The organism is Confluentibacter lentus (genome assembly GCF_002806995.1).
In the GTDB taxonomy this organism is placed as follows: Bacteria; Bacteroidota; Bacteroidia; order Flavobacteriales; family Flavobacteriaceae; genus Confluentibacter; species Confluentibacter lentus.
In genome coordinates, this window is record NZ_NIHE01000002.1 from 119,512 (window position 1) to 139,458 (window position 19,947).

A 19,947-nucleotide genomic window follows, 5' to 3' on the forward strand; every position below is an offset into this window, starting at 1 on the left:
TAAGCGTTGTGCTTTTAATGATACGAATGAAGTTAAACCAGTCGTTCTTTTTCTCGTTTTTAATATGGAATCTATTTTTAGCAGTCATTCCCTTTGCCATAACAACGTATTTATTAAGCACCCCAAAACTCAATAAATTCAGTTTGCTTTTGTGGTTTGGCGTTTGGCTGCTATTTTTACCAAATGCGCCTTATATAATTACGGATTTGTTGCATTTAAAGAAGGGTTCCTATCACTTGTTATGGTTAGATATTTTAGTGGTGACATCCTTTGCTCTTAACGGATTGTTATTATTCTATCTTTCGCTTTTAGATATGAAAGAGATAATAGCCAACTATATAAATATGAAATATTTAAATATCATATATGTTTTTATTCCTTTTCTGAGTGGATTTGGAGTTTACTTGGGTAGATTTTTAAGATACAATTCTTGGGAAATCATTCAAAATCCCATTAATTTACTAAATGACATCTTAGATATTGTTATTAACCCAAATTTACATTTTGAAGCTTGGTTATTCACATTCATTTTTGGAAGTTTTTTAGTTATTGGATTTTGGATTTTTAAGCAACTTCAAGTCAATACATCTAAATAGTTTTACTGACATCATAGCATTGGAATAATTTTTGTTGTATTTGTACGTATACAGCAAAATCTGAAAGTTTTTGGTATCTTTGCTGCCCGCGTTAAGGATTGAAGCGGCATCCTTTTGCTTTTTTGCAAAAGATATAGCGTAAAACCTGACCCGAAAGGGAACGCCATTATTACTATTTCATTAAGGGGTCGACTGGTTTTGACAGCGAGATTAATTGAATGGTAAGCACGTCGTGTAATGACTTTGAAACACGTTAAAGACTAGGTCAAAATTTAAACGGCGAGAATAACTACGCTTTAGCTGCTTAATCTGAATAAAGTAAGATAAGCCTCGGCACACCAGGTGTGCAAGCTAAATGTCTCCTGAAAGCCTTGGTTAACGGCGTTCTTTTGTGAGGCATCGTAAAAGTTAACATAGATGGTGTGGTGCTTTGGCGCACTTTCGAAATTAAAAAGCTAAGTTATAAATAGGTTGTCTTTAACCAGTTTATAATCGAAAAAACAAGAAAAGAATAAACGTGTAGAAAGCCTTTTGGTTACTTGTTTGGACGAGAGTTCGATTCTCTCCGGCTCCACTAAATGACTACCAAGTAAAAACAAAAACCCTGTAAAGCATAAACTTACAGGGTTTTATCCTGTTATAATCAGGTATAATAATCATCCACTTACAAATCAGAATTACTAAACCCCTAATCTTTTCAGAACATCATCTTTATAAGTTTCTCCTATGGGGATTTTAATTTTATCAATAATTACTTTTGTTTTTTGTAAGGCATCTATGAAGCCAACGTTAACGATATAGGATCTATGAATTCTTATGAATTGTGAAGAGGGAAGTTTATCCATAATATCCTTAAAGCTTGATAAGGTTAAAACAGCTTTAGGGGAATTGGCAGAATAAATCTTGATATAATCATTCAAACCCTGAATATATTTGATTGAGTCTATATTTATTTTTATTTTTTCATATTCAGATTTCACAAAAATAAAATCGTCAAAAGCCTTTGTTGCTACAATGCCTGCAGGAGATACATTTGACAGACTATTTTGTTCAAACTCATATTTTTCTTTAGCTTTCGAAATGGCTGTTAAAAAACGGTGAAATGGAATTGGTTTAACCAAATAATCTGTAGCATTTAAATTAAATCCTTCTAATGCATATTCGGGATATGCCGTTGTAAAAATAAATTGGGGAATATTATTGATGGCCTTAACCAAATCTATTCCCGTAAGGTTTGGCATTTCTATATCTAAAAAAACAAGATCAATTTTATGTTTGTTCAATAAGGTAATAGCATCTAAAGGATTGGTACATTTGGCAACTATTTCCAATCCACCAATTTGTTTAATATAAGACTCAATAACATCTATTGCCAATGGCTCATCGTCTATAATTACACATTTCATCAGTCTAATTTTAGCGTTAGGTTTACGGTAAATTTATTAGGACTCTCTGCTATTAAGAGCTCATGCTTTTCTGGGTATAAAAGTTCCAATCGCTCTTTTGTGTTTTGCAAACCAATGCCAGAGCTATCTTTATCCGTTTTTCTATTTCCTATTAAATTAATACAGTTGAATTGCAACTCATTCCCTAAAATGTTAATTTCTATTTTAACCTCGGTATTGCCCTTAAAATCCGTACCATACTTAAAAGCATTTTCAATAAATGAAATAAGCAATAAGGGACGTATTTTTTGATTTAGAATAGACCCATGGATATTTAAAGTCACGTTTTCGTTATTAGCTATCCTTAAGCGTTGCAGTTTTAAATAATTTTGAATATAATGTAATTCGCTTTTTAATGGTACAAACTCGTTATTTGTTTCATATAACATATATCTCATTAATTCTGAAAGTGTTATTACAGCTTCAGGAGCATCATTTGACTTTTTTGTGGTAAGTGAATAAATGCTATTTAAAGAATTAAATAAAAAATGGGGACTCAATTGGTGTTTTAAAAAATGGAGTTCTGTTGAAGATTTTTGCACTTCAATTTCCTTCTTTTTACGTTCATTCCTGTTCCACTCGGTATATACACGTAATGCAGTTCCCGTTACAACCAACAAAATATTAAAAGCAATTGGACCAATTAACTTAAATCGCAGTATGGGCTCTGGCTTATTATCTGGAAAAGGAGGCAAATCGTTTGGTCTAGGCTTAAATTCCGGTACATATTCCTTAAAAATAATAGATGAAATTATGATAAGCACCACAATACAGGAAACATATAAACCTGTTTTGTTTTTAAGCAGAAAATGGGTTACCAAATAGGAGTAGTTAATATAGAAAAGAACCATATTTCCAATGAGCAGCCCTATAATTTGCTTTGTGATGATATTTGACTCAAAGTGAGGCTGCATTAAATTAAACACAATAAATACAGACCAAATAGATATATGCAGAAGTATTTGTTTCTGTAATCTATTATCTTGGAAGATTTTTTTTATCATGATTTTAATTTGAGCATTTTAATTGAATATTAAGACTTTTTAATTCCTGTAAAGAAACGTTTGGATTCTCTTTATTATTCAATTTTTCTTTCACCAAATTCGCCACTTTTTGCGCATCATTAAAATTACAAAACGGTTGGTTTGTTTCTATAACCGGAATGGCATCTTGCTTAATAAAAAGTTTGTTGTCATAACTTATACTATACCCATAGCCCTCATTGTATTTATATATGCTTGCTTTATAAACTTTGGTTTTTGTACTAATGTCCGTTTTTAAAACTATAAAGCTAATTAAAGACGTACTCAAAATTAGAACAAATAAAATAAGGTATTTACTTTTAACATTCATTTGTTTCATTTTAAAAAATCCAAAGTATTTATTTACTCTATGAGCAAACATTAATTAATACTTTGGATTAAAAACAACTATTAATCAAACCAATTCAAACCAACTAATCTTCATCATCATATTCCTGCTGTGGTAATAACTCAAAAATATCATCTAAATAATAACTACCACTACGACCAAACAGAACAAACCCTCTATCTGTTGTAGAAAAGCCAACAGCATCTTGTCTTGCAGATCCTTCTAGACTCGTGATATTTTCCCATGCATCTATCGATGGATCGTATTCCCATAAAGTAGCCACGGCACCTCCAGAATAACCTGTAGCTATATAACCTAAACCATTAATACTTAATCCCACCGCGTTTGATCTGACTATAGAGTAGTCATCTTCTTCATCTAAATCCATTTTTTTTGTCCAAACTTCAGTAGCAGGATCAAACATCCAAAAATCCGTCACATAAACATTATTACTAACTCCTGTCCCTAAGTATACTTTATCAGCTATAACAAAAGTGGCACCATCCCTTCTTTTGTTCCCTCCAAAGCCAGGAATCTCTGTCCATTCTCCATCTTCGCCTATGGTTGGATCATACTTCCAAAAATCCTTTCTTTCATTAGCTCCATCATAGCCTGTCCCAATATAACCTATCCCGTTAACGGCAAACTCCACAGCCGACATTCTGGGGCCACCTGCAAAATCTGCCTTTTGTGTCCATGCATTTGTTATTGGATCGTACTCCCAAAAATCGCTTAACTCATCCAGTCCATCATAACCTATACCCACATAGCCTTTCCCGTCTATTGAAAATGCCGATGCAGAAGTTCTTGGAACACCCGGAAAAGTGGCTTTTTGCACCCAATAATCGCCATCTATATTATATTGCCAAAAATCATTTAGGTAATCGTCACCATCATAACCTGTACCTGCATATCCCATATTATCGATAACAAAACTAACGGCATTACTCCTTGGAACCCCATCGAAGATGGAGCGAGACACCCAATTCCCTCTTTCATAATCATCATCTTTTGAGCAATTTAAAAGTGTAACCGAAAGAAGTATTATCCCCAATAAATATTTCATTTTGTGTTTTTTCATAATCTTTATTTTGTTTTTATATTGAATTTAATCCCTGCGGAAAAAAATGGTTCTGGTTTTGTGTTGAAATTAAATATGGTATTATCCTCATAATCAACCAGCTTATAGGTATTTGAAAGCGCATACCCTCCTTTAAATACTATGTTCCAATAATTATCCATTTTGTATTCATATTCTAATGACAATAATGTTGATGAAAATGATGCTCTATTTGCTTCATCTGTGACGTTAACAAAAATTGAATGACTTAAATTTGAATAAAAGCCATCTACAGATAGTGACGACTTTAGTGTACTCAAATCGGTAACTTTATATTCTACAAATGTCTTTGGGAATCCAATTCCATACGAAAATTTTTCGCTAACCTGCTTTATGTAGTTAATTATAGGCAATATTCTCGGCCTACCTGTTATTGTCGAATAATTCAACCCTACTGTTAATGCTTCAGGTGTATGCTTTTTAATAATTTTAGTAATGGATACCTCTGCACTTAAAAGCAAATCATTATAACTTATATCAGCTGCTAAGTTTGAAACTATGGATATCCCTGTTTGTGAATTCAATCTCCAAGTATCTGAGAACGAATGCGTGTATTTTAATGTATAGTTTATATCATTGACAATAGATAAATCGGTAGTTGAAAAACCATAATTATTAGTATAATTAAACTGATAAATATCTGTACTTAGCGCATGTAACAATAAACCATTTTTAAGTTTAACAGGGATAGACATTTTAAAACCTGTCTTATTAAAATCAATGCCGTCATTTGTAATGGGTGCTATTGTATAATCAAACGAAAATGTTGTGCCGTTTGATTGTCCTATAGATTTATTAGCAACAGAAATGATAAAAGCTATCATTATAATTCCCCTCATTATTAAGTTAAAAATTTAAGCAAATGTATTGGCATGATCTGTTCTTAAAAAAAATAATGGCTGTTCCAGTAATTAGTCTATACTAACAAGGCATTTTTTAAGACAAACACCTTAACATAGGTTTGGTAGAAAAAAATATCGGTTTGGGATGTTAAAACCCCTTTTCCGTATAACTCATTTTTAATACATCAAGCGTATAATTAAGTTCGCCAAAATTTATTATTTATGACTGTAAAGCAAGCGATTACCTTCCATCTATTTTCTTTTGTTGCTTTCATCCTGTGCTTGGTTTCTTGTGAAAAAGACACCACACAACCTGTTGGAGAAGACTGGATAGATGTAAATACCAAAGTATATTTTACTGATTCCATTACCGTAAAATCAACGACTTTTAAGTTTGATTCCATCATTTTATCTGATGCTAGCCGCTTGTTAATTGGAGCCTATACCGATTCTGTGTTTGGCATTTCAAAAAGTAAAAGTTACGTGCAACTTTCTAATTCTGTATATACGATTGATAGAGATGCTGTTTATGACTCCGTTGCCTTAATTTTAAAGTATGATAATTACTTTTATAGCGACACCATCCCCATCCAAAAATTCAATGTTTATAGGGTAACTGAAAAAATAAAATACGATGGCGATAGTGACGCCTTTTACAACACAACTAATTTCAATTTCGACACCAATCCTTTAGCTAGCAAAAGTTTCAAGGCCTATCCAAAAAAAGAAGATTCGTTACACCTCTCTTTAAACCATACTTTTGGGAAATCGATATTCGATGACATTAAAAACAATGATATAAACGACAGTGAGGCATTTCTTTATAAATACAAGGGTCTTTTAATTGAAGCCGATCCTAATAATACGGCTATTCTAGGATTTACAAATAGTAGTTTTTTAAGAATCTATTATTCCATTAAAGATGAAGTAGATAGCGATGGCTATGAATTTGATATCCCTTTCAATGCTACAAATAGTTTTAACAATATATCCAGTGATGTTCGAGGCACCTATTTTGAGGCATTAACTAATCAAGATACCTATTTACCTAGCTACAACTCAAACAACTCTAGTTACATTCAAGCCGGAACGGGAATAGCCACCAGAATTGAAATACCTTATCTGGAAAAAATTAATGACATACCAGGTACGGGAACCATTATCAATGCCAACCTTAAACTTTCCATAAAACAGAATTCCAGTACAAAGAATCTGTTTACCAAAGATTCTTTAAATCTATATATCTGCAATAAGAATGGGGATGTAATTAGTGGTCTTACAGATGCAGAGGGTGAAACTGTTTATGGGCGTATTGAAACCATAAACACTGAATACAATATCATAACATACTCTATCCCGTTAAAAGATTTTTTAGACTTAAAATTAAGCAGTGTAAATGATGACAATTTGTTTTTAGCTATTTACTCGCAAAATTATGATAAATCCTTAGAGAGATATATTCTTAACGGGGAAAAAGCCTCAGATGATTTAAAGCTTAAACTAGAATTAACCTATGCCATTTATGATAAATAAACCTATTATACTGTATTTCTTTTTGGTGTTATTTTCAACCAAAATAATAGCTCAAAGTAATTCTTTATCAGGTTCCCCATATTCATTATATGGACTAGGGCAAATAAATAAAACCACTACAGGGAAAATTAATGGATTAGGGAAATCTGGCATAGCCATGACATCCGATACTTTTATAAATAATTCGAATCCAGCGTCTTTGGGAAACATGCCCTTAGAACATTTTTATTTTGATTTTGGTTTCAAAACAGAAACAAATTTTGTCACCAAAAATGGTCAGAAAGATTCTAATATCACAGGTAATTTTTCTAACATTGCGATTGCTTTTCCCCTATCTCAAAAATCTGGATTGGGAATCATATTAATCCCATTTAGTAGTGTTGGGTATACTTTCGACAATATTAAAACCAATATTGAAGGAAGCATTTATTCTTACTACACCAATATTGAAGGCAAAGGTGGCATTAACAATCTTAAAGTAGATTATGGATATGCTTTAAATAATAGACTGAGATTAGGATTAACAGGCTCTGTACTATTTGGGCAAATAATCCAAACTGAAATCAACTCCATACCTGTCATCGCCAATAATACCTTATCTACAAGTATTATTAGTTTATATGATGAAAATTATTATTCGGGTGTTCGTTTAGGTACTGGCATACAATATGACGTGTCAAACAATATATCTGTTGGGGCTATCATGAATTTACCCGCCATATTAAACGGAGACAAAGATAGAAGAGCAAACTCATCGACCGAAAAATTACAAGTATCCAATAGCAGCAATATTGCAGATTTTCAAATGCCTTTGGAAATTGGTTTCGGATTTCAGTCCAAGCTTAAAGAACACTTTATAATTAATTTAGATTATAAAAAGAATTTTTGGGACAGTACCAATCAATCAGATCAGCTTGGCACGTATGTCAATCAGGATTTTTTTGGATTGGGGTTTGAGTATGCACCTAAAAACAAAAACCCTAAGTTTTTTAATAATCTAGAGTATAGAGTAGGTTTTAATTATGATAATGGCAACTTAGAAGTAAACAAACAACGTGTTAAAAATCATGATATAAATTTTGGTATGGGAATACCTTTGAATAATTACTCTAATTCAATGATAAATATTGCCTATTCCTATGGAAATAAAGGTCAAGTTACTAATGGATTGATTAAAGAAAACTATCATTTGTTTTCAATAAATTTAAGTTTGGAAGCTTTATGGTTTCAAAAAAGCAAGTTTGAGTAACATCAATTTTAATGGTTTATCACACAGTAAATCGCAGTAAATTCGAAAAAAGATTACGGATATAAAAAATTTCTATTTAAAATTGAGCCAATAAACAACAACATATAAATCAAACCGTTTTCTAAAAGAAGCGCAATTAATTACTTATCTTATAGGTTTCATTTTCTTTTATGAAATCATTCAAACATAAAATCACCTTTAAAGTTTTAATAGGCTATATCATTCTAGGGATTTTGGCAACTATTTCAGGAACTTTGGTGCTTTCTGAGATAAGAACTTTACAGAACTGAAACAACAAGATATTTAAGCTTTTTAATTTATTAATATTATAATGTGTAAAATTGGGGAATTACGAAATCTGTTGGGTAAAAATTACACGGTTTTAGTTGATGCTTAACAAGACTGAAAAGAGAAAGTCATTTTTAAAAAATTGAGACTAATTTGAACCCTCAAGAATTTAGATAAACTATTCATTTATTCAATATCAATTAAATTTATAAGTGATTATTATTGTATTTACATTTATAAAAGTTAATTTTGAAAATCATCACACTTTCAAAATAATATATACATTATAATCATAAATGAGCTCAAAATTTATCCATGACAACTTTTTGTTGGAAAATAAGTATGCTGAAGAATTATACCATAATTATTCGAAAAACCTACCAATTATAGATTACCACAATCACCTACCGCCACAACAAATAGCTCAGGATAAAACCTTTGAAAATATTACGGATGTTTGGATAAACGGTGACCACTACAAATGGCGCGCCATGCGTACTTTAGGTATTAAGGAGAAATTTATTACCGGAGGGGCATCTGACAAAGATAAATTTTTGAGTTGGGCGAAAACAGTGCCTTACGCCATGCGTAACCCATTGTATCATTGGACGCATTTAGAATTAGCCCGATATTTTGATATTTATGATTTGCTAAACGAGATTTCAGCAGAAAAAATTTATCAAATTACTTCTGAAAAACTTCATTCGGGAGATTATACATGCCGACAATTACTAAAAAAGGCAAATGTTGAATTTGTTTGTACCACAGAAGATCCTACAGATAATTTACAATACCATCAACAACTAGTAAAAAGTGATTTTTCAATTAAAGTAGACACAGCTTTTAGGCCAGACAAAGCCATTTTAATTTCCAACCATGGCTATAATGATTACATAAATACCTTAGAAAATGTTGTTGGTACGGCTATTAATAATTATACCGATTTGTGTGATGCCTTAAAGAACAGAATCGACTTTTTCCATAAAAATGGCTGTAGAATTTGCGACCATGGATTAAGTCATTTGTATTATGAAAATTTCACCGAAAATGAAGTCAATGCCATATTCAAAAAGAAACGAGAAAATAAAGATATAAGCAACGAAGAAGCATCAAAATTCCAAAGTGCCCTATTATTGTTTTTATGCGAAACCTATCATGAATATGGATGGGTACAACAATTTCATTTAGGTGCATTAAGAAATAACAATGCACGTATGCACCGCATTTTAGGCCCAGATACCGGTTGGGATTCTATTGGCGATTATCCGCAAGCCCAAAAATTGTCTGCCTTTTTAAATGCCTTGGATAGTAAAGATAAATTGTGCAAAACCATTATTTACAACTTAAATCCAGCCGATAATGAAGTTATGGCAACCATGATAGGCAACTTTAATGACGGAAGCGTAAAAGGCAAAGTACAATGGGGTTCTGGTTGGTGGTTTTTAGATCAAAAAGACGGTATGACCAAACAAATAAATACGCTTTCCAGTATGGGATTAATAAGCTGTTTTATAGGTATGTTAACAGATTCCCGTAGTTTTTTATCGTTCCCAAGACACGAATATTTTAGACGCATTCTTTGCAATCTGTTAGGTGATGAAATAAGGAAAGGTGAATTGCCAAATGATATGGAATGGATAGGCAAATTGGTTTCAGATATCAGTTACCATAATGCTAAAGAATATTTTGATTTATAAATTTTAGACAGGCCAACAAACACCAAGATAAACTAAATAATTATGAATGACACCAAAAAGGTAGGAACCTACCGCTACCGAATTTTAGCATTATTATTTGCAGCAACCTCCATTAACTATTTTGACCGAAGTTTGATGGGAGTGATGTCGCCCGATTTAATCGAATGGTTTGGGTGGACAAAACAAGATTATTCATTAATAATAATGTCTTTTCAAACGGCATATGCCATTGGTTTGCTTAGTATGGGAGGTTTGATAGACCGTTTGGGGACAAAAAAGGGATATATTGTTTCCATTGGTATCTGGAGTATTTTCGGGATGTTACATGCTGCAGTAGGCAAAAGTTTTAGTTTTGTAGGGTTTGTACTGGCACGTTTCGGCTTAGGTTATGGAGAATCTGGAAATTTTCCTGCCGCCATAAAAACCACTGCAGAATGGTTTCCAAAAAAAGATCGTGCTTTTGCAACGGGTATTTTTAATGCAGCCACCAGTGTTGGTGCCATTGCAGCACCATTTGTTATTGCTGCTATTGTATATTGGTCTGGTGGTGAAAGAGGTGTGGGAGATTTGGTAAATTGGCAAATTCCATTTTTAATTACAGGGGTATTAAGTGCTATATGGGTATTTTTTTGGTGGAAAACCTACCATAAGCCCGAAGGGCATCCAAAGGTTTCTGCAGAAGAAATGGCCTATATAAACAGTGATTCGGTCATTGAAAATCAAGAAAAGATTGCTTGGGCACGTGTGCTTCCCAAAAAAGAAACTTGGGCGTTTGCTTTAGCTAAAGTGACCGATGCCGTTTGGTGGTTTTATCTTTTCTGGGGCGCTATTTTCCTTGCTGATAAGTTTGAGGTTGATATTAAAAATATGGGATTACCATTTCTGGTCATTTATCTTTTAGCCGATGTGGGAAGTATTTTTGGCGGATGGCTTTCTGGAGCCTTTATCAGAAAAGGCTGGTCTATCAACAGGGCAAGAAAAACAACCTTGCTAATCTGTGCTTTAATTATTTTACCAGTTGCCTTTGTCGCCATTACGGATAATAAGTGGCTTGCCATTGTCTTGATTGGATTAGGCGCTGCTGGACATCAAGCTTGGTCTGCAAATATATTTACTTTAGTCTCTGATGTATTTCCCAAAAAAGCAACGGCCTCAGTAGTAGGCATTGGTGGTATGGTAGGGGCAGTATCAGGAATTATAAGTAGTTTTATTTTAGGTTCTGTACTAGATAACGCCGGTAACACCGGTTTCTTTTGGGCTTTTTTAGTGGCAGGTTCCAGTTATTTAATCATCCTTGGATTAGTGCACTTGTTAATGCCGAAAATGACACCTTTAGATGAGAATTTAAAATCAGTTTATAGTTTAGATTAAAGATTGTAGCATATAAATGAAAAAATTAAATAGAAAAAATGTTGGATTGGAAACTAAGCTTCCAATAAAGATAGTACAATTCGGTGAAGGTAATTTTTTAAGGGCATTTGTTGGATATGCGTTCCAAGAATTAAATAAAGTAACAGATTTTAATGCAGGCATTGCCGTGGTACAACCCATAGATAAAGGTTTGGTAACTATGCTAAACGATCAAGATGGTTTGTACACCTTATTTATGAAAGGCGTTAAAAAAGGCGAGGAAATTCAAAATATAGAGCTTATTTCCAACATTGTTAAAGCAGTTGACCCTTATGCTAATTTTAATGATTATCTAAGCCTAGCTAAAGAAGAGTCATTGGAATTCATTATATCAAATACAACAGAAGCAGGTATTGCCTATGTAGATTCCGATACTCCAACTATGCAACCACCAAGTTCGTTTCCTGCTAAATTAACACTGCTTTTGCATGAAAGGTTCAAATATTTTAATGGTGATGCCAATAAAGGTTTAACAATCATTCCTTGCGAACTTATCAATCATAATGCTGAAACTTTAAAAGATATCATTTTAAAATATGTATTGGATTGGAATTTAGGGAATGATTTTAAAACTTGGTTATTGGAAAGCAATGCGTTCCACAGCACATTAGTAGATAGAATTGTGCCTGGTTATCCAAAAGATGAGATTGAAAATTACAACAGTCAATTAAATTATCAAGATAATTTGATTGTTGCTGCTGAAGCATTCTTTCTTTGGGTTATTGAAGGTGGTTCCGATTTAAAAGCAAAATTGCCGTTTAACAAAACCGATTTAGATGTGAAGATTGTTGATGACATGCAACCTTACCGCACCAGAAAAGTTAGGATTTTAAATGGTGCACATACCGCTATGGTGCCTTTTTCCATTCTTTACGGAAATAAAACCGTTAAACAATCTGTTGACAATGCATTTACTGGCGAGCTTATAAACAAAGCTGTTTTCAATGAAATTATAGACACTTTGGATATGGATAAAGCCGAACTTCATAGTTTTGCCGATGAAGTTTTTGATCGTTTTAGAAATCCATTCATCATCCATAACTTATCAAGTATTGCTTTAAATTCTATTTCAAAATTCAGGGTAAGAGTATTGCCAAGTTTGTTGGAATATGTAAAAATCCATAAAAAATTACCGACTAACTTAACCTTTGCTTTAGCAGCTTTAATACGTTTTTATAAAGGCACTTGGAACGGAGAAATCTTACCTGTTCAAGATAGTGAAGATATTGTTGCTACATTTGCCGAAATTTGGAAATCCAATGATTATTTAGAAATTGCTAAAAACACATTAAGCAATAAAGATTATTGGGGAGAAGATTTGACAAAAATTGACTCGTTTAAAGAAGCCGTTGCTTTAGCCTTGAAAGAGATTGACACCAATGGCATCGAAGCAGGATATAATAATTACAGTAAAAAGTTCTAGATTTTATTAAAGAACTATAATACATTTAAACATGCAAAAAAAACTCATAAAAGTCCATCCTACAGATAATGTAGCCGTAGCACTGGTGAATTTAAAAGCGGGTGATGTAGTATCTTTTGAAGGAGAAGAAATAGACATATTATCCGATACCAAAGCCAAGCACAAAATTGCATTGGAAACATTTAAGGTTGGCGGCAGAATTATCATGTATGGCGTTTTGGTGGGGAGTGCTAATAATACCATTAAAAAAGGCGATGTATTAACCACCGAAAACGTAAAACATCAAAGTGAAAAAGTATATGGTAGAACCGAGACTTTTAGTTGGACACCACCAAATGTTGATAAATGGAAAGACAAAACCTTTTTGGGCTACCATAGGGAAGATGGCCAAGTAGGCACTGAAAATGTATGGTTATTTTTTCCATTGGTTTTTTGTGAAAACAGAAATATCGAAATTTTAAAAGACGTTTTTGAAAAAGAACTTTTAAAACAAAAAGCAAATCCTTATCAAATGTTGCTTCGTTCCTTGGTGAATAATGGAGGTGAAGAAGCTTTAGTTAGTAACGATTCAGTAAATGTATTTGATAATATTGATGTAAAATTCGTGACACATCCAGGTGGTTGTGGAGCTATAAGACAAGATTCCGAAAGCTTAGCAAAACTATTGGCAGGTTATGTAAACAACCCAAATGTAGCTGGTGCAACGGTTTTGAGTTTGGGATGCCAAAATCTTCAGATAAGTACTTTTAAAAATGCGATGAATGCCATCAATCCAAACCTAAACAAGCCAGTTCTTATTTTTGAACAGCAACAAATGGGAACTATTGATAATATGTTAACCACCGTTGTAAAAGAGTCTTTTGAAGCCATTAGAAAAGCTAATGATGCAAAGCGAGAACCAGCACCTTTATCAAAATTAAAAGTAGGTTTGGAGTGCGGTGGTTCAGATGGGTTTTCAGGAATTTCAGCAAACCCAACCTTGGGAGCCGTTTCAGATATGTTAGCTGCTTTAAACGGAACCGCTATTTTATCAGAATTCCCAGAATTATGTGGTGTAGAGCAAGAATTGGTAAACAGATGTGTTGAAGATGAAAAAGGTGAAAAGTTTTTAAAATTGATGAAAGCTTACGAAAAAACCGTTGTTGATGCTGGTTCCGGATTTGACATGAATCCGTCTCCCGGAAATATAAAAGATGGTTTAATTACCGATGCCATGAAATCGGCCGGAGCTGCCAAAAAAGGAGGTACATCACCTGTACAAGATGTTTTGGATTATGGTGAATACATTACCAAGCCCGGACTTAATTTATTATGTACACCCGGCAATGATGTGGAAAGCACAACTGCCATGGTGGGTGCTGGAGCCAATGTGGTGCTGTTCACTACTGGTTTGGGCACACCAACAGGAAATCCAATTGCACCCATAATTAAGGTATCTTCTAATACGGAATTGGCAGAAAGGATGCCAGATATTATTGATATAGAAACAGGGGCTGTTATTCGTGGTGAAAAAACCATTGAAGAAATGGCAGATGAAATGCTATCTTTTATTATTGATGTCGCCAGCGGAAAAATTCAAACCAAAGCCAAATTATTAAATCAGAATGATTTTATTCCTTGGCGTAGAGGGGTTTCTTTGTGATTCATATTAATAGCAGTTGGCAACAAGCTAAAAAATGACCTGGAAGAACTTCAAACTTTTCGGAAAAACCAAAGAACAGAGCTTAAATTCTAAATCTGAAATATCGGAATTTGAGCAAATCAAGGTTTTTAAGAGCTTACCAAAAGAGCAATGGAAACCAGCTTACAACGAACTGAATAATATAATTGGCGAAAACCTTAAAAAATACGGATTTAAAAAGAAAGGTAGAAAACATTATCGACTGACAAATGATTTGCTTGAAGTTATTGACATTGATAATCGTGGAAGTTGGACTGGAGCGAAAGACGATATTGAAATCCGAATTGGATTAGTTCCTTACTGTTGGGAAGGACTTACAAATGAATACCATTTGATTGGTTCAAAAAAAATCGAGGAAATCGATGAGACAATCAGAAAGCACTTTAGAATTTCAGAAGAGTATTTAATTTTAGCCGATTATCTTTCAGAAAAATTAATTGCAAATGCTTTACCATTTTTTGAAAAATACAATTCGACAAAAAAAATAACGAGCCAACCATATGTTTTTCCATTTTATTCAAAATGTGGTGGAAATGACATTTCCAAATCTCAATTCCTAATTTTATTCTCGGAACTTAAACAACATGAAGCAAGTAAAGCAATTGAAATTTTGGAAAATGAAATCGAACTTCACAAGCGGTTAGAAAATGTGGAAATAGTAACCCAATGGGGAAAACTCAAAGAGTTGATTAACAAAAAAAAATGGACTGAAATTGATAAAATATTAGCCGAAAATGAGCGAAAAGAATTGAACAAACTGAAAATAAAGCCAGTTGCCAACACCCTATAAAATTAATTGCCAGTGCAATCCTGATTACGAAAATACTTACGTATTTTCTATTCGGTTTTTATTTGCTATATTCAGTGCTTAACCACACAAATTTCCTTATACAAACACGTTTATACAAAAAAAGCTTAGATTAAATCTAAGCTTTTCTGTTTTATAACAATTACTGTTCTTTTTACTTTCTAACAGATTTTATAATATCCAAAGCATTTTTAACATCCTGCTCTAACTTAGCATAATCTTTATTCGCTATGATGTCTTTTGATATTAATTGAGAACCCATTCCCACACAAGTGACACCTGCATCAAACCATCCTTTTAGATTGTCTTCCGTTGGAGATACACCGCCTGTAGGCATAATGCTCGTCCATGGTTGTGGCCCTTTAACACCTTTCACAAAATTTGGCCCGTATAAATCCCCCGGAAATAATTTTACTATTTCGCAACCCAATTCTTCTGCTTTGGCAATTTCGGTTACAGAGCCACAGCCTGGTGACCATAATACTTTTCTTCTGTTACAAACGATGGCGATATCTTCTCTCAATACGGGTGTTACAACAAAATTTGCGCCTAATGCCATGTATAAAGAGGCCGCTGCTGCATCGGTAACAGAACCAACGCCCATAATCATTCCCGGAAGTTCTTTAATGGCATATTTTGTTAATTCGCCAAAAACTTCATGAGCAAAATCACCACGAGCGGTAAACTCCATTAATCTCGCGCCGCCATCATAACACGCTTTTAATACGTTTTTGCTTAATTCTATATCACTATGAAAAAACAAAGGAATCATCCCAGTATCTTTCATAGCTTGTGCTACTTCTAATCTTGAAAATTGTGCCATAATATATGTTTATTCGTTTAATCGTTGATTTGTTGAACTGGATAACCGATTAAACAATTACACAATTCAACAAATAAACTAATTTATCTTGCTACTCTACCAGAGGCATCGCCGCCCATTAATTTTGTAACTTCTTCTACAGTTACCAAATTGGCATCCCCTTTAATAGTGTGTTTTAAACATGATGCTGCCACTGCAAAATCCAAGGCATTTTGGTCGTTGTCTGGATACGTTAACAACCCATAAATTAATCCACCCATAAAACTGTCACCACCACCTACTCTATCAACGATATCGGTAATTTGATACTGACGGGTTTCATACATTTTTTTACCATCGTATAAAACACCTGCCCATGTGTTGTGAGATGCAGAAATAGAACCTCTTAATGTTGTAATGACTTTTTTAGCTCTTGGGAATTTTTTCATCATTTGTTGGCAAACAGACAAAAAAGCTTCTGCCTTTACATCATGCCCATGCGTTTGAACATCCAAACCTTCTGGTTTGATTCCGAAGTGCATTTCAGCATCTTCTTCATTTCCTAAAATAATATCGCAGTAGGATGTTAATTCAGTCATGATAGCTTCACGATCGCCACCATATTTCCAAAGTTTTGCTCTATAATTTAAGTCTGTTGAAATGGTAATACCCAACTTACTGGCTACTTTAACCGCTTCCAAACAAGCATCAGCCGAACTTTGTGAAATAGCCGGTGTAATTCCTGTCCAATGAAACCATTCTACACCTTTAAAAACTTCATTCCAATTAACCATGCCTGGTTGGATTTCGGACATTGCGGAATGTGACCTATCGTAAACCACCTTACTACCTCTTGATACCGCTCCAGTTTCTAAAAAGTAAATGCCCAAACGGTCACCACCCCAAACAATTTTATCAACGCCAACACCTCTTTTACGCAATTCCATCATAGCACATTGACCAATATCGTTTTTGGGCAATCGCGTTACAAAATCTACTGAAATGCCATAATTCGCCAATGAAACCGCTACGTTAGATTCTCCTCCACCGTAAACAACCTCAAAATTGTCTGCTTGAGAAAATCTTAAAAATCCTTGAGGAGCTAATCTCAGCATGATTTCTCCAAATGTTACAACTCTACTCATTTAATAAATTTTTTATTAATTATTTTTTGGTTAATCGTTTGAACATACTTTAAAAATGACTCCTAAAACGTGTTGTTCAGAAGTTGAATATTTTAAATATATAGATTTTTAAAGGATAATCCTGAATTAAAACGGTATCTAAACAAAAAAGATTATTTTTGTTCAAACGTTGAAACAAATATATACAAAAATTGGCTAGCAAAAAAAAAACGACCATAAAAGATATTGCTAATGTATTGGGCATTACACCTTCGGCAGTTTCAAAAGCATTAAGCAACCATCCCCGAATAAGCGATAAAACCAAAACGGCCGTTTTGCAAATAGCCCAAAACTTAAACTACCAACCTAACCATTTAGCCAGTGCTTTAAGAAAAGGAAAAAGCAATTTGGTGGGTGTTATCATACCAAAAGCCAACAGCCATTTTTTTTCTTCCATCATAGAAAAAATTGAAGATGTTTTAAATGAAAAAGGTTATAATGTCATTATAGCCCAATCAAACGAATCTTATAAAAAAGAGTGCAAAAGTATTGACGCTTTATTATATACCCAAGTAGATGGCATCATTGCTTCCATGGCGAATGAAACTGTTAAATTGGATTATTATGAGAAAATCAAGTCTAAAGGCATTCCTTTAATTTTATTTGACAGAGGTGAAAACGATTTAAATGTTGATTATGTTGGTATTGACGATTATTTAAGCAGTCACATGGTTATTGAACATCTTGTTGAACAAGGTTGTAAAAGAATAGCCCATATTGCCGGTTTCAGTCATACTAGAATTTATAAAAACAGGATTAGAGGCTATAGAGATGCCTTAGAGAAATTTGGCTTACCCATAGAAGAATCTTTAATCATAGAAAGCAATTTAGGCATTGAAGATGGCAGACGTATTATGAGACAACTTTTAGAACTAAAAAACAAACCTGATGCCGTTTATGCCGCTGGAGATTACGCGGCCTTGGGAGCACTTCAAGTATTGCAGGAAAACCATATAGATGCCCCTAAAGATATTGCTTTGGTTGGTTTTACCAATGAACCTTTTACATCTTTGGTGACACCATCCATTACTTCTGTTGAGCAGCATAGTGAACAAATTGGAAAAGTAGCAGCTGAAACACTTTTAAAACGATTGGGTTCCCCTAATGAAAAAGTATCATTAAATAAATTGATTCTCCCGGCGGAGCTTATTATTAGATCGTCGTCTAAAAAAGTTAATATATAGTATATTTTAATTCATATAAAATACATAAAAACAGCTCTTTACTAAAAGTGTTAATATATATCTATCGAGTTAAAAAAATGCCTAATTTAGGCTAGTCCAAATTTTAAAAAAAATCAGTGTTGATTTTAACCAAAATGACATTTATGAAAAAATTTATACCGCTTTTTGTTCTATTTAGTTTTCTAGGATACTCTCAAAATGATGAAAGTAGAACTTACGCTTTCGATCCCATTGTTTCTTTAGACGTTCCTAATACCTTTTTTGAATCAGATACCATTGTTGATGGCGTAAAAATCCATCAGATAAGATTCAAAACAAACACCTATCATTTTATTGCCCAAAAAGTACTTTTTGAAAACGAAGACCAAAAAGAAAGTCTTTCTAGGCTGCCATACGATTATACGAGTTTAATTGACGAATACAACCGTGTTATAGCCAGAATGAGATACAGAGTACCTTATTATTTAAAGACTACAACACTTGTTAAAAAAGAAGGCTTTACTGGTTATAATTTAAAATTTGCTAACGATTTAAATACACCAACCTATGAGGCTGAGTTTTATTTATTAAATAAAAATTTATATACATTTTTCTATGCCAGTGATACACATTTTGACAAAGATGTTGTAGCTGAACTTTTTAATTCTGTTAAAATAAACACAAATCAAGAGATAAGTCAGTATTTAGGAAAGCCGCCAAAATATAGAATAGGCTATGTTGTTGCTACTTATTTTTTCTTGAGTTTAATGCTTGTTGGCATTGTAATTTATATGATAAAAATATACAGAAAGAAAAGGGGCAAGACTGATTTTTTACATGAATAAAAATCTATTCTAATTACACATAAAAAATAGCCCCTAGAGAATTAAATTTTCTAGGGGCTATTTTTTATGTGTATTATGTTTTATCCTGCTTGTTGCTTTTTCATTTTATCAACTTTCATCTGGTTTAATTCTTCTTGAAAAAGGCCTGTTCCATTTTTCTTTATTTGCTCTAATCGTTGCAATTCCATTCTAATTTCTGCACTTCTTTTTAAAGACTTGTTCAACTTTTCATCTCTAAGTTCTTGCTTTACCAAATTTTGTTTTTTCCTTGCTTCTTCAAGCTCTTCTTGTTCCATTTTTAATTGCTTTTCTTTTCTCTTTTCCAAAATTACAGGTATATAAGAATACCCATACATGCTTATAAACAGTAAAGCCAATATTGCTAAAATCAAAAAACCGTGTTCCATAAATGCTTAAAATTAAAAATATTAGTTTTTTTATTAATAAAAAAACAATTAGAAACTAAAAGTAAATAAAAAGGTTATATATA

The 19,947-nt window shown here is 33.1% G+C and carries 18 protein-coding genes and 1 other RNA gene; 11 read left to right on the top strand and 8 right to left on the bottom strand.

From position 1 onward, the window contains the following. Window positions 1–26: 26 nt before the first annotated feature. Together CDH50_RS04425 and ssrA are read left to right on the top strand one after the other, a co-directional pair. A complete protein-coding gene (locus CDH50_RS04425) occupies window positions 27–596 on the top strand; it encodes a DUF1361 domain-containing protein (protein WP_157804935.1) in 570 nt (189 codons plus the stop codon). A 184-nt stretch (window positions 597–780) separates the two neighbouring features. Further along, window positions 781–1,173: a transfer-messenger RNA gene (gene ssrA, locus CDH50_RS04430) on the top strand. A 103-nt stretch (window positions 1,174–1,276) separates the two neighbouring features. Here ssrA and CDH50_RS04435 read toward each other — a convergent pair. The 5 genes from CDH50_RS04435 to CDH50_RS04455 form a co-directional block, all read right to left on the bottom strand. Further along, window positions 1,277–2,002: a LytR/AlgR family response regulator transcription factor gene (locus tag CDH50_RS04435; RefSeq protein ID WP_100610710.1), complete on the bottom strand. Its 726-nt coding sequence runs from the start codon at window positions 2,000–2,002 to the stop codon at window positions 1,277–1,279. After that, the gene (locus CDH50_RS04440; protein WP_100610711.1) at window positions 2,002–3,045 is read right to left on the bottom strand and encodes a sensor histidine kinase; all 1,044 of its coding nucleotides are present in this window, start codon (window positions 3,043–3,045) and stop codon (window positions 2,002–2,004) included. Before CDH50_RS04440 ends, CDH50_RS04435 begins: the two co-directional genes overlap by 1 nt. Before the next feature lie 4 nt (window positions 3,046–3,049). Then, window positions 3,050–3,394, bottom strand: a complete 345-nt coding sequence (locus CDH50_RS04445) for a DUF4907 domain-containing protein (protein ID WP_157804936.1) — start codon at window positions 3,392–3,394, stop codon at window positions 3,050–3,052. Window positions 3,395–3,497: 103 nt separating this feature from the next. Next, complete coding sequence (locus tag CDH50_RS04450; RefSeq protein ID WP_100610713.1) at window positions 3,498–4,493, bottom strand: Kelch repeat-containing protein; 996 nt, start codon at window positions 4,491–4,493, stop codon at window positions 3,498–3,500. A 5-nt stretch (window positions 4,494–4,498) separates the two neighbouring features. After that, window positions 4,499–5,371, bottom strand: coding sequence for a DUF6268 family outer membrane beta-barrel protein (locus CDH50_RS04455; RefSeq protein ID WP_157804937.1), 873 nt, complete (start codon window positions 5,369–5,371; stop codon window positions 4,499–4,501). Window positions 5,372–5,596: 225 nt separating this feature from the next. On the opposite strand from CDH50_RS04455, the gene CDH50_RS04460 reads away from it, so the two are divergent. From CDH50_RS04460 to CDH50_RS04490, 7 genes are all read left to right on the top strand, one after another. Further along, complete coding sequence (locus CDH50_RS04460) at window positions 5,597–6,907, top strand: DUF4270 family protein (RefSeq protein ID WP_100610715.1); 1,311 nt, start codon at window positions 5,597–5,599, stop codon at window positions 6,905–6,907. Continuing rightward, window positions 6,897–8,156, top strand: coding sequence for a hypothetical protein (locus CDH50_RS04465; protein WP_157804938.1), 1,260 nt, complete (start codon window positions 6,897–6,899; stop codon window positions 8,154–8,156). Before CDH50_RS04460 ends, CDH50_RS04465 begins: the two co-directional genes overlap by 11 nt. Window positions 8,157–8,740: 584 nt before the next feature. Further along, a complete protein-coding gene (gene uxaC, locus CDH50_RS04470) occupies window positions 8,741–10,141 on the top strand; it encodes a glucuronate isomerase (RefSeq protein WP_100610717.1) in 1,401 nt (466 codons plus the stop codon). Between the two features lie 42 nt (window positions 10,142–10,183). After that, complete coding sequence (locus CDH50_RS04475; protein ID WP_100610718.1) at window positions 10,184–11,512, top strand: MFS transporter; 1,329 nt, start codon at window positions 10,184–10,186, stop codon at window positions 11,510–11,512. A 16-nt stretch (window positions 11,513–11,528) separates the two neighbouring features. Next, the gene (locus CDH50_RS04480) at window positions 11,529–12,974 is read left to right on the top strand and encodes a tagaturonate reductase (RefSeq protein ID WP_100610719.1); all 1,446 of its coding nucleotides are present in this window, start codon (window positions 11,529–11,531) and stop codon (window positions 12,972–12,974) included. A 31-nt stretch (window positions 12,975–13,005) separates the two neighbouring features. Continuing rightward, the gene (locus CDH50_RS04485; RefSeq protein ID WP_100610720.1) at window positions 13,006–14,616 is read left to right on the top strand and encodes a UxaA family hydrolase; all 1,611 of its coding nucleotides are present in this window, start codon (window positions 13,006–13,008) and stop codon (window positions 14,614–14,616) included. A 34-nt stretch (window positions 14,617–14,650) separates the two neighbouring features. Next, complete coding sequence (locus CDH50_RS04490; RefSeq protein WP_100610721.1) at window positions 14,651–15,445, top strand: DUF4304 domain-containing protein; 795 nt, start codon at window positions 14,651–14,653, stop codon at window positions 15,443–15,445. Window positions 15,446–15,617: 172 nt separating this feature from the next. Here the strand turns inward: CDH50_RS04490 and CDH50_RS04495 are convergent, their stop codons facing one another. Continuing rightward, on the bottom strand, window positions 15,618–16,286 hold the full coding sequence (locus tag CDH50_RS04495; protein WP_100610722.1) for a bifunctional 4-hydroxy-2-oxoglutarate aldolase/2-dehydro-3-deoxy-phosphogluconate aldolase: 669 nt from the start codon (window positions 16,284–16,286) through the stop codon (window positions 15,618–15,620). 83 nt (window positions 16,287–16,369) lie between these two features. Beyond that, window positions 16,370–17,410, bottom strand: a complete 1,041-nt coding sequence (locus CDH50_RS04500; protein WP_100610723.1) for a sugar kinase — start codon at window positions 17,408–17,410, stop codon at window positions 16,370–16,372. A gap of 191 nt (window positions 17,411–17,601) precedes the next feature. Here CDH50_RS04500 and CDH50_RS04505 point away from each other — a divergent pair, with 191 nt between their 5' ends. Continuing rightward, window positions 17,602–18,633: a LacI family DNA-binding transcriptional regulator gene (locus tag CDH50_RS04505; protein WP_100610724.1), complete on the top strand. Its 1,032-nt coding sequence runs from the start codon at window positions 17,602–17,604 to the stop codon at window positions 18,631–18,633. A gap of 143 nt (window positions 18,634–18,776) precedes the next feature. Further along, window positions 18,777–19,457 (top strand): hypothetical protein, encoded by a 681-nt coding sequence (locus tag CDH50_RS04510; protein WP_157804939.1) that lies wholly within the window; start codon window positions 18,777–18,779, stop codon window positions 19,455–19,457. An 80-nt stretch (window positions 19,458–19,537) separates the two neighbouring features. Here the strand turns inward: CDH50_RS04510 and CDH50_RS04515 are convergent, their stop codons facing one another. Next, on the bottom strand, window positions 19,538–19,864 hold the full coding sequence (locus CDH50_RS04515) for a hypothetical protein (RefSeq protein WP_100610726.1): 327 nt from the start codon (window positions 19,862–19,864) through the stop codon (window positions 19,538–19,540). Window positions 19,865–19,947: the final 83 nt, after the last annotated feature.

Coding starts and splice junctions, on each gene's coding strand:
- CDH50_RS04500 (WP_100610723.1), bottom strand. CDS start 17,410: ATGAGTAGAGTTGTAACATTTGGAGAAATCATGCTGAGATTAGCTCCT.
- CDH50_RS04445 (WP_157804936.1), bottom strand. CDS start 3,394: ATGAATGTTAAAAGTAAATACCTTATTTTATTTGTTCTAATTTTGAGT.
- CDH50_RS04480 (WP_100610719.1), top strand. CDS start 11,529: ATGAAAAAATTAAATAGAAAAAATGTTGGATTGGAAACTAAGCTTCCA.
- CDH50_RS04485 (WP_100610720.1), top strand. CDS start 13,006: ATGCAAAAAAAACTCATAAAAGTCCATCCTACAGATAATGTAGCCGTA.
- CDH50_RS04465 (WP_157804938.1), top strand. CDS start 6,897: ATGATAAATAAACCTATTATACTGTATTTCTTTTTGGTGTTATTTTCA.
- CDH50_RS04475 (WP_100610718.1), top strand. CDS start 10,184: ATGAATGACACCAAAAAGGTAGGAACCTACCGCTACCGAATTTTAGCA.
- CDH50_RS04510 (WP_157804939.1), top strand. CDS start 18,777: ATGAAAAAATTTATACCGCTTTTTGTTCTATTTAGTTTTCTAGGATAC.
- CDH50_RS04460 (WP_100610715.1), top strand. CDS start 5,597: ATGACTGTAAAGCAAGCGATTACCTTCCATCTATTTTCTTTTGTTGCT.
- CDH50_RS04435 (WP_100610710.1), bottom strand. CDS start 2,002: ATGAAATGTGTAATTATAGACGATGAGCCATTGGCAATAGATGTTATT.
- CDH50_RS04450 (WP_100610713.1), bottom strand. CDS start 4,493: ATGAAAAAACACAAAATGAAATATTTATTGGGGATAATACTTCTTTCG.
- CDH50_RS04495 (WP_100610722.1), bottom strand. CDS start 16,286: ATGGCACAATTTTCAAGATTAGAAGTAGCACAAGCTATGAAAGATACT.
- CDH50_RS04440 (WP_100610711.1), bottom strand. CDS start 3,045: ATGATAAAAAAAATCTTCCAAGATAATAGATTACAGAAACAAATACTT.
- CDH50_RS04455 (WP_157804937.1), bottom strand. CDS start 5,371: ATGAGGGGAATTATAATGATAGCTTTTATCATTTCTGTTGCTAATAAA.
- CDH50_RS04515 (WP_100610726.1), bottom strand. CDS start 19,864: ATGGAACACGGTTTTTTGATTTTAGCAATATTGGCTTTACTGTTTATA.
- uxaC (WP_100610717.1), top strand. CDS start 8,741: ATGAGCTCAAAATTTATCCATGACAACTTTTTGTTGGAAAATAAGTAT.
- CDH50_RS04490 (WP_100610721.1), top strand. CDS start 14,651: ATGACCTGGAAGAACTTCAAACTTTTCGGAAAAACCAAAGAACAGAGC.
- CDH50_RS04425 (WP_157804935.1), top strand. CDS start 27: ATGAAGTTAAACCAGTCGTTCTTTTTCTCGTTTTTAATATGGAATCTA.